The following is a 9,606-nucleotide window of genomic DNA, read 5'->3' on the forward strand; positions in this document are numbered from 1 at the left end:
GGACGGGCGACCACCCCGTGGCGCGCGTCGTCGTGGTCGGGGCCGGCGTCGTCGGCCTGACCTGTGCCGTCCGGCTCCTCGAGGAGGGGCATCGGGTCGACCTCCTGGCCCGCGACCTCCCGCTGGAGTCCACCAGCGCGGTCGCCGCGGCCCTCTGGTATCCCTATCTGTCGCTGCCTCGCGAGCGGGTGCTGAACTGGGGTGCGGCCAGCTATGCGGAGTTCGTCGCCCTCGCCGGCGAGCCCGAGACCGGCGTGCGGATGGTGACGGGGACCGAGGTGCACCGGAGCCGTACGCCCGACCCCTGGTGGCGTGACGCCGTACCCTCGCTCGACCGGGAGACCGCGCTGCCGGAGGGCTACCGCGATGGCTGGACGTTCGTCACGCCGGTCGTGGAGATGCCGCTCTACCTGCGTTGGCTGCTGGGGCGCGTGGACGCGCTCGGTGGCACGCTCACGCGGATGAACCTGTCGGCGCTGCCCACCGGGGCCGACCTGGTGGTCAACTGCAGCGGGCTCGGCGCTCGCCTGCTCGGCCAGGACCGTACCGTCGTACCGGTGCGCGGGCAGGTGCTGCTGGTCGAGCAGGTCGGTCTCGACCGGTGGTATCTCGACGGCGAGGTGCCGACCTACGTCGTCCCGCGCTCCCGCGACATCGTCGTGGGCGGCACCGAGCAGGCGGGGGAGTGGAGCCGGACGCCGGACCCGGCCACCGCGGCCGACATCCTGGCGCGAGCCCGACGGCTGGTGCCCGAGCTGGCCGGTGCCCGGGTGTTGCGGCACAAGGTGGGGCTGCGCCCGGTCCGACCCGCGCTGCGGGTGGAGCGCGTCGACTATGTGGTGCACTGCTACGGCCACGGCGGTGCCGGGGTCACCCTCTCCTGGGGCACTGCCGAAGAGGTCGTCTCCCTGGTCGGTTGACCCTCAGCGGCGACGCCGGCGCCGGGAGACGAGCGCCGCCACCCCCACGGCGACGGAAAAGCCCACCAGAAGGCCGTAGAGCCCAGAGTCCTCGGCGATGAGCAGCTCTGCGGTGAAGCCGCAGGCGGCCGCGACCACCATCACGAAGACGCCGATGCCGAGCCGGAAGCTGAACTCGCTGAGGAACTCCTGCATGAACGTCCGTTGGGGGGCGGTCGCGGTGCCGACGCCACGCTCGTCCGCGGCGGGCGCCGGAAGCGGAACGGCGGAGACCACGGCGCCGGGGTTGAGCACGCCGTAGATGTGGGGGAAGGTGCCCTCGCCGACCTCGTCCAGCTGCCAGGGAGAGGTGAGCAGGTCGGTGTCGATCTCCAGGAGCACCAACGGACCCGGGTGGTCGGCCCAGAAGCGGGCGACGACCCCGTCGACCTGCTCCTGCGTAGCGGCGTGGATGAACCCTTCCTCCTCGAGCGTCCGGCCGCGGGTCGACCGTGCGTAGGCCCCGGCGGTCTGTGCCGCCTCCCACGTGGACCGCTCGGTGACGTGGAAGATCCTCATCAGAAGAGCCGGTCCTCGGCGTTGTCGAGGCCCCGGAGTGCGTCGTAGTCCAGCACCACGCACTGGATGCCCCGGTCCTCGGCCAGCACCCGGGCCTGCGGCTTGATCGCCTGGGCCGTGAAGATCCCGCGGACCGGACCCTTCGTAGTCAGGAGCGGGTCACGGTTGAGCAGCTCGAGGTAGCGGGTGAGCTGCTCGACCCCGTCGATCTCGCCGCGCCGCTTGACCTCCACGGCCACCGACTGGCCGTTCCCGTCGCGGCACATCAGGTCCACCGGGCCGATCGCGGTCGGGAACTCCCGGCGCACGAGTGTGAGGCCCGAAGCCAGGGCGGTCGGGTGCTCGGCGAGGAGCTCTTGGAGGTGCTTCTCGACGCCGTCCTTCTGCAGCCCGGGGTCGATGCCGAGCTCGTGCGCGGAGTCGTGATGGATCTCCTCGATCAGGATCCGCAGCGTGTCGGCGGTCTTCCCCTTCGGCGCCTTGGCGGTGACCGTCCACTCCAGCCGACCGTCCTCCGCCGTGCCCTCGGCCAACGTGCACGGCGGTGACATCCAGTTGAGCGGCTTGTAGGAGCCGCCGTCGGAGTGCACCAACACCGAACCGTCGGCCTTGAGCATCAACACCCGGGTCGCCATCGGCAGATGGGCGGAGAGGCGTCCGGCATAGTCGATCTGGCAGCGGGCGACGACGAGTCTCACAGACGAGGACCCTACCTGCGTGTCTCCGGAGGCTGCTGCCCCTGGCCGGCGCGGCGGCGTACCGGCCGGCGCCCCGTAGTGTGACGTAGGTTGCAGACCAAGGTACGAACTCGGGGTTACCCCCGGGTAGCCGGCATGCGATCATCACGCCCATGAGCGAGACCACGAATGAGCAGATCAGCACCACCCTGGTTCTGCCGTACCTGAACCACGCGGTGCGCATGTACGAGGCGCGCTACGCCTCCCGCGGTGACATCGACGCGGCGATGCGGTTCGGCTGTGGCTACCCGGCAGGCCCGCTGACCGTCCTCGACGAGATCGGCCTGGACGTCGTACGCGACGGTCTGGCCGCCCGGTACGCCGAGACCGGCGACAACCTGCACAAGCCTGCCGACCTGTTGGAGGCGCTGGTCGCCGAGGGTCGTCTCGGCAAGGCGTCCGGTCGCGGCTTCTACACGTACGAGGGTGGCGAGCTCGTCGCCGACAGTGAGACGCCGAGCGCCGAGGACGCGCCGTCGATCGGTCACGACATCGCCAAGGTCGGCGTCGTCGGTACCGGCACGATGGCTTCCGGCATCGCCCAGGTCTTCGCGCAGGCCGGCTACGAGGTCGTCGTGATCGGCCGCTCGGAGGAGAAGGTGGCGGGCGTCCGCTCCTTCATCGACAAGGGCCTGAGCAAGGCCGTCGAGCGCGGCAAGCTCGAGGAGTCCGCGAAGGAGGCCACTCTCGGACGCCTGGCGCTGGCGACCTCGCGTGAGGACCTGGCCGACGTGGACCTCGTCGTCGAGGCCATCGCCGAGGATCTCGACATCAAGCTGGAGCTCTTCCGCGACCTCGACCGGATCACCAAGCAGGGCGCGATCCTGAGCACCACCACCTCGTCGCTTCCGATCACGCAGCTCGCCGAGGCGACCGGTCGCCCCGAGTGGGTCATCGGCATGCACTTCTTCAACCCGGCTGCCGTGATGAAGCTGGTCGAGGTGGTCACCACGCCGCTGACCAGCCCCGAGGTCGACGAGACGGTCCGTGCGCTCAGCGCCCGGGTCGGCAAGGTCGCGGTCTCGTGCGGCGACCGGTCCGGCTTCATCGTCAACTGCCTGCTGTTCCCCTACCTCAACGACGCGGTGAAGCTGCACGAGCAGGGCGTGGCGCTCGACGTGATCAACGCCGCGATCAAGGAGCAGGCGAAGTTCCCGATGGGTCCCTTCGAACTGCTGGACGTGGTCGGCAACGACGTCTCGCTGGCGATCCAGCAGGAGCTGTTCGCGGAGTTCAAGGAGCCCGGTCTTGCTCCGGCCGCAACGTTGGAGAAGGTCGTGGCCGACGGTCATCTCGGCCGGAAGACCAAGCAGGGCTTCCACAGCTACTGAGCACCACTGGTTCTCGCTGAGGCGTCACTCCCCGACGGGGAGTGACGCCTCAGCGCTTCCGGGCGGTGGATACTGGGGCGGTGCTCGCCGTGCTCACCTCGATGATGACCGTGCTCGCCACCACGGTGGCCTCCCTCGGCCTCCTGCTGAGCCCCACACCGCCGCCGGCGGACACCGATGTCGACTACCAGCTCGGCGGGGTCGCCGAGCCGCCGGACCGGGTCGGGATCGTGGTCCGTGACCGCGAAGCACCGGTCGTCCCTGGCCGCTACAACGTCTGCTACGTCAACGGATTCCAGACCCAACCGGGCGAGGGCAGGTTCTGGCGCAAGCATGGGCGGCTGCTGCTGCGCCACCGCGGTCACGTCGTCCTCGACGAGCAGTGGGGCGAGAAGCTCTTCGACATCCGGACCGCCAGGAAGCGCCAGCGGCTCGCCCGGATCGTCGCCCGCTGGACCCGAGGCTGTGCGAGGGACGGCTTCGACGCCGTCGAGTTCGACAACCTGGACTCGTTCTCGCGCAGCGAGGGTCTAATCAAGCGCCGGCACGCGCGCCGCTTCGCTCGCCTCCTGACCCGCGATGCGCACGCGGCCGGGCTCGCTGCCGGCCAGAAGAACTGGGCCGGGTTCGACGGCCGTCGGCTCGGCTATGACTTCGCCGTCGCCGAGGAGTGCGGGCGGTACGACGAGTGCGGCCGCTACGTCGCGACGTACGGGACGCGCGTCCTGGCCATCGAGTACCGCAAGCGTGACTTCCGGCGGACGTGCCGGACGTACGGTGATGAGCTCGCCGTCGTACTGAGAGACCGGCAGCTGCGGCCCGCCGGACGCCGCCGCTGGTGCTGAACCGGCTCGCCCGCCGCGGGTCGTGTCGCGGCGCATCCTAGACTTCGTGCCGTGTCTGAGATCGACCGACTCCATGTCGCCGAGCTGGGAGAGCGCGGGTCCCGGGTCCTCTTCTGTCATGGGCTCTTCGGCCAGGGACGCAACTGGACCGGCATCGCCAAGAGCCTGGCCGGTCGGCATCGCGTGACGTTGGTCGACATGCCGAACCACGGGCGGTCGGCCTGGACCGACGAGCTCGACCTGATCGCCGACGCGGATGCGGTTGCCGGACTGATCGACCCGGCGGATCCGGTCGCGTTGATCGGGCACTCGATGGGAGGAAAGACCGCGATGCTGGTCGCCCTCCGCCACCCCGAGCTGGTGGAGCGGCTGGTCGTGGTCGACGTAGCACCTGCCGACTACGCCAGCGGAAGCGAGTTCGCGGGCTACATCGCGGCCATGCGCGCGATGGAGCTCGGTGCCATCGCCACCCGCCAGGATGCCGATGCCGCGTTGCTCGACGCAGTGCCCAACCGCACGGTTCGCGAGTTCCTGTTGCAGAACCTTCGGCGCGAGGGCGATTCGTGGCGCTGGCAGCCCAACCTGGCGCTCCTGGGCGACCAGCTCGATCGGATCACCGGATGGCCGGACGACCGGCTGTCGGGGGTGGCGCCGTACGAGGGGCCGGTGCTGTGGATCGCGGGGGAGTGGTCCGACTATGTGCGCGACGAGCACGTGCCTGCCATGGAGGCACTCTTCCCGCGCGTCCGTCGCGTGACGGTGAAGAAGGCCGGGCACTGGGTGCACTCCCAGCAGCCCGAGGTCTTCGTCGAGGTAGTCCGACGTTTTCTCGACGCCGGTGCAACGGAGTCGCGACCACGCGCGTGAGTGGGGCGTGGATGTGGAGGTCACGGAGCAGAGCTTCGAGCAGTGGGCGGTCCCGCGGCTGGCTGCCCTGTTGCGTTTCGCGTGGTTGGTGACGGGCTCCCAACACGACGCCGAGGACGCCCTGCAGACGGCTCTGGCGAAGGCGCAGGCCGATTGGGAGCGGGTCGGCTCTCGTGCGGAGGTCGAGCCGTACGTGCGGCGGATGATCGCCAACGCGCACGTCTCCGCCTGGCGCCGGTTCGGTCGCCGGCAGTCTCCGGTGGCCGAGGTGCGTCTCGAGCCTGCCGACCCGGTGGCTGCGGTAGCCGAGAAGGACGCGGTCTGGCGCGTCTGCCAGGGACTGCCGCGTCAGCAGCGTGCCGCCGTGGTGCTGCGCTACTACGAAGACCTCGATCACCCGGAGATCGCTGAGATCCTGGGCTGTAGCGAGGTCACCGTCCGCTCCCACCTGCACCGGGCACTCGCCCGGCTGCGCCGTGAGCTGAGAGGTGACGACGATGGATGAGGAGCAGCTTGAGCAGACGATGCGCCGGGGCCTGCATGGCCTGGCACAGGGTGTGGAGACCCATGGCGCGGAGCGCCTGCTCCCCGGGCCACGTCGGCATCGGCGTACGCCGGTGCTTGCGGCGGCTGCGGTCGCGCTGATGGCCGTCGCGGGGCTCGCGCTCTCGCAGACGATCGGCTCGGAGGACGCTGCTGCTCCGCAGACGCAGCGTCCGTCGACCCTCCCAGCCACGACCTCCGAGCCGTCGGTCTTCATCCCGGAGGGCGGGTGGCGTACCGAGTACTGGCAAGGGTTGGCCGTCGACGTGCCGGGAGGCTGGGGGTACGGAGGAGCGCCGTTCCGGATCTCTCGGGACGCCGCACCTGCCGCCTGCCGACCGACTGCGATGGTGTCGGCGGCCGGTCGCCGATACCGTGGCCTGGACACAGATGCCGGGTACGTCGGCCGCCCGGTGATGCTCACCGACGCGTGCGAGGGCTACCAGGTCGGGGCCGAGTTCACGCCGGCTGCACCGTTCGTCTGGCTGGGTGCGGAGATCGACCCGGGGGTTGTCGAGTTCGAGGGCGGCTTCGTGCAGGAGACGGTTGCCGTCCTGGGCACCACCGTCACCGTGGGCAGCGCCGACACAGCGCTCCGGAAGGCCGTGCTGGGGTCGGTTCGTCCGCAGGACCTCTGCGCGGCGAAGCTCGACGTCAGCGACACCGAGTGGCCGGCGACGTCCTCGGGCTCCGGGATGAACGTCTGCGTCTATCGGCGGCCCTGGGAGGAACGGCGCCGCGGCAGCGCCGACCTGGTGGCGGCGCTCCGTCTCACCGCGGAGGCGCAGGAGGAGTACCGCGTGGCGCTGGCCGCGCCGCAGCGGGAGGCCACCGTCTGTTTCCAGGTCGGCAGTGTGGAGACCGAGTGGGTGGTGCTGGAGCGCGTCGATCACGAGGGGCGGGTGGCGGACCGCGACGTGGTGCACCTCCGTCCCGGCTGCTCCGGGATCGACCTGCGAGCCGACCACCTCGACGGCCGGCACGACGTGGGGCTGCGACCGACGCTCGTCGCGCCCTGGGCCACCGGCCCGATCCCGGCAACGGTCTACGGTCCCAGCGGGGGCATGGGGGCGATGATTGACGCGTTCATCGGCGAAGTCGGGCCGCCGTGAGCCGAGCCGTCAGCGCTCGTCCTGCCTCCGGATGACGACCTCGCGGGCCAGCAGCAGGATCGCGGCCGCGGTGGGCACGGCCATCAGCGCGCCGACCACACCGAAGAGCGCGCCGCCGAAGAGAGCGGCGACGACGGTGACGGAGCCGGGCACATCGACCGACTTCTGCATCACCCGCGGGTAGATCAGATAGTTCTCCACCTGCTGGTAGGCGGTGTAGTAGACCACGCAGGCGATGCCGACCCCGGGAGAGACGGTGAAGCCGATCGCGGAGACGATCACGAGCGCGATCGTGGCACCGACCATGGGGATCAGCGACAGCAGGCCGACCACGAAGGAGAGTGCGACGGCGTAGTCGCCCAGGCCGACGATGAAGAGGAAGAAGAGCGAGCAGATCGAGGCGCAGACAGCCACGATGAACGCGCCCGAGACGTAGCCGCCGATGCCGCGGAGCACTTCGTCGCCGAGCTTCGCGACACGCTCCCGGCGAGAGGCCGGAGCCAGCTGGTAGAGCGCCGACTTGGTGGTCTTGAGCGAGGCGAGGAAGTAGAGGGTCAGCACGGTGATCACGAAGGCGTTGAGCAGCGCCGACAGCACGGCCAACCCGAAGCCCAGGACGCCGCCGAAGGCACGCTGAGCGAGCTCGCCGTCCTCGATGTAGTCCTTGGCCTTGCCGATGAGGTCGTAGTCCTCGTTCCACTGCTGGATCCGGCGGTTCTCGAGGAGCTGGTCCAACCATCCGGGCGCGTTGCTGGTCAGGGCACGCACCTGCTCGCTGATGACCGGCACGATCGCCGCGAGGAAGGCAGCGAGTCCGACGAGGACGAGCACGATCACCGCGAGTACCGCGAAGGAACGCCGCAGGCCGCGCCGCTCGAACCATTCGACCAGGGGGTTGAGGCCGGCTGCGAGGAACATGGCGACGACGACCATCATCACGATGTTGCCCACCTGCAGGAACTGCTGGAAGAGCCAGTACGCCGTCAGGAGGCCCAAGCCCCCGAAGAAGCCGAGGACGAAGGGAGAGCGGCGCAACGGCTCTCCGGGCTCGCCGAGATCGGGATGGTCGTCGACCCTCTCCTCGAGGGTCTCCACCTCGTCCTCGAGCCGATCGACCCGGGTGCCCAGGTTTGCTCCGTCCCCCTTCGTCACCGGCTATCAGTCCTCGTCGTTGTTGCCGTCGCCGAAGCCGGAGACGACGTCACGCAGAGCGCCGAGCTGCGCTGCGATCGCGTCGCGACGCTTGTTCATCCGCTCGACCTCGGCGCGCACCGCGGCGAGCTCGCGCTCGGCCTCGGCCTGCCCGGTGGAGTTGATGCTCTCGGCCTGGGTACGCGCCGCAGTGACGATCTGCTCGGCCTCGCGCCGGGCGCGCACCAGCATCGCCTCGCCCTCGGACTGGGCCTGCTGCCGAGTGGCGGCGGCCTGGGTGTTGGCCTCACCGGCGCGGGCCTCCGCCGCCTCGGCACGCTGCTCGGCCTCGGTGACCAGGCGCTTGGTCTCGCTGGTCGCGTTGGCGTGGTAGTCCGCGGCCTCCTTGGCCAGCCGCTCCTTCTCCACCGCGAGCGTGCGGCGGGCGTCCTGCACCTCGCGGTCGACCGCGGCCCGCGCCTTCTCGACATCGCGCTGGGTGGTCATCCGGAGGTCGTTGGTCTCCTGCTCGGCCGCCAGACGGAGCTGGTCGGCCTCGCGCTTGGCGGCGGCGACCACATCGGCTGCCTGTGCCTTCGCCAGCGTCAGCTCCTGCTCGGCCTCGCCGAGCATGCGGGTGCGCTGCTCCTCCAGCTCGGCCAGCTGGACCGTGCGCATGTCCTCGGCCTCGCGGGAGGCGTCGGCCCGGATCGCCTTGGCGTCGCGCTCGGCCTGGTCGCGGATCACCGCGGCCTCCTTGGCGGCCTGCGTGCGGATGTCTTCGGCCTCCTCCTCGGCCAGGCGCAGCAGCTCGTTGGCACGGCCGCCGAGGCTGGCGTAGGTGGGCTTGTCTGCGGCCTGGATCTGCTCCTGGAGGCGGCTGACCTGCTTCTCGAGCTCGGCGACCCGCTGCTCGGAGAGGCTCAGGCTGCGGCCCAGACCCGCCTTCTCGGTGCTGAGTTGGCGCAGGGTCGCGTCGACGGCCTCGATCGCGTAGCCGCCGCGCCGCACCTGGGGGATGGACGGCAGGGAGACGTTGGGCTGGACGGGCGCCTGCGGGGCGGCCACCGGCTGGGCGGGCGGCTGCGCTGCGGGCTGAGCCGGTCGTTGGACCGGAGCAGCGGCGGGACGCTGGGCGGGCGGCTGCGCTGTGACAGCCGGAATCACCTGGGTCTCCTCGTCGGCTGACGGGGCGCCGGCTCCCTGGCCCTTGTCGTCGAAGATGGACAGACCTTCGTCACTCATCAGCGATGCTTCCTTAGTCTCGTCTGCGGCTTGTGTCGCGATCCAGCCCAAGTCTGGCGGATACCAGGTGATCTTCCCACCTGGGACCGACTCCTGCTTGCAGGAGTTCGCAGGTTCGCGGGTGAGTCGTGGGGTGAGAAAGACCGCACCCCGGTCCCAGAAGCAGGGACCGGGGTGCGGCGTGGGAACGCTGCGGTTCAGATGCCGCGGAAGAGGTTGATCTGGGTGAGGTGCTTCTCGCGGAGTTCGTGGTTGCGTATGCCGAGTCCTTCTTGGGGGGCGAGGGCGAGGACGCCGACTTTGCCTTGGTGGAGGTT

At 70.3% G+C, this 9,606-nt stretch carries 10 protein-coding genes; 6 read left to right on the forward strand and 4 right to left on the reverse strand.

Annotated elements, in window-relative coordinates; all coding sequences use genetic code 11:
• Window positions 1-17: 17 nt before the first annotated feature.
• Window positions 18-920, forward strand: coding sequence for an FAD-dependent oxidoreductase (locus tag DNK54_RS20005; RefSeq protein WP_110208778.1), 903 nt, complete (start codon window positions 18-20; stop codon window positions 918-920).
• Between the two features lie 3 nt (window positions 921-923).
• Here DNK54_RS20005 and DNK54_RS20010 read toward each other — a convergent pair whose 3' ends face one another.
• Both DNK54_RS20010 and nucS read right to left on the reverse strand, forming a co-directional pair.
• Window positions 924-1,478 carry a DUF952 domain-containing protein gene (locus DNK54_RS20010; RefSeq protein ID WP_110208779.1) on the reverse strand — a complete coding sequence of 185 codons (555 nt, stop codon included), beginning with the start codon at window positions 1,476-1,478 and terminating at the stop codon, window positions 924-926.
• Window positions 1,478-2,176 carry an endonuclease NucS gene (gene nucS, locus DNK54_RS20015; RefSeq protein ID WP_110208780.1) on the reverse strand — a complete coding sequence of 233 codons (699 nt, stop codon included), beginning with the start codon at window positions 2,174-2,176 and terminating at the stop codon, window positions 1,478-1,480. Before nucS ends, DNK54_RS20010 begins: the two co-directional genes overlap by 1 nt.
• A 152-nt stretch (window positions 2,177-2,328) precedes the next feature.
• On the opposite strand from nucS, the gene DNK54_RS20020 reads away from it, so the two are divergent.
• From DNK54_RS20020 to DNK54_RS20040, 5 genes are all read left to right on the forward strand, one after another.
• Window positions 2,329-3,546: a 3-hydroxyacyl-CoA dehydrogenase family protein gene (locus DNK54_RS20020; protein WP_110208781.1), complete on the forward strand. Its 1,218-nt coding sequence runs from the start codon at window positions 2,329-2,331 to the stop codon at window positions 3,544-3,546.
• A gap of 80 nt (window positions 3,547-3,626) precedes the next feature.
• Window positions 3,627-4,391: an endo alpha-1,4 polygalactosaminidase gene (locus tag DNK54_RS20025; protein WP_204164723.1), complete on the forward strand. Its 765-nt coding sequence runs from the start codon at window positions 3,627-3,629 to the stop codon at window positions 4,389-4,391.
• Window positions 4,392-4,442: 51 nt separating this feature from the next.
• The gene (locus tag DNK54_RS20030; RefSeq protein ID WP_239460205.1) at window positions 4,443-5,258 is read left to right on the forward strand and encodes an alpha/beta fold hydrolase; all 816 of its coding nucleotides are present in this window, start codon (window positions 4,443-4,445) and stop codon (window positions 5,256-5,258) included.
• 7 nt (window positions 5,259-5,265) lie between these two features.
• Window positions 5,266-5,763, forward strand: a complete 498-nt coding sequence (locus DNK54_RS20035; RefSeq protein ID WP_239460206.1) for a SigE family RNA polymerase sigma factor — start codon at window positions 5,266-5,268, stop codon at window positions 5,761-5,763.
• Window positions 5,756-6,913: a hypothetical protein gene (locus DNK54_RS20040; RefSeq protein ID WP_110208782.1), complete on the forward strand. Its 1,158-nt coding sequence runs from the start codon at window positions 5,756-5,758 to the stop codon at window positions 6,911-6,913. Before DNK54_RS20035 ends, DNK54_RS20040 begins: the two co-directional genes overlap by 8 nt.
• 9 nt (window positions 6,914-6,922) lie before the next feature.
• Here the strand turns inward: DNK54_RS20040 and DNK54_RS20045 are convergent, their stop codons facing one another.
• Window positions 6,923-8,065, reverse strand: a complete 1,143-nt coding sequence (locus DNK54_RS20045; RefSeq protein WP_110208783.1) for an AI-2E family transporter — start codon at window positions 8,063-8,065, stop codon at window positions 6,923-6,925.
• 6 nt (window positions 8,066-8,071) lie between these two features.
• Window positions 8,072-9,289 (reverse strand): DivIVA domain-containing protein, encoded by a 1,218-nt coding sequence (locus DNK54_RS20050; RefSeq protein WP_110208784.1) that lies wholly within the window; start codon window positions 9,287-9,289, stop codon window positions 8,072-8,074.
• Window positions 9,290-9,606 lie beyond the last annotated feature (317 nt).

It is taken from the genome of Nocardioides daejeonensis (assembly GCF_003194585.1).
GTDB classification, from domain to species: Bacteria; Actinomycetota; Actinomycetes; order Propionibacteriales; family Nocardioidaceae; genus Nocardioides; species Nocardioides daejeonensis.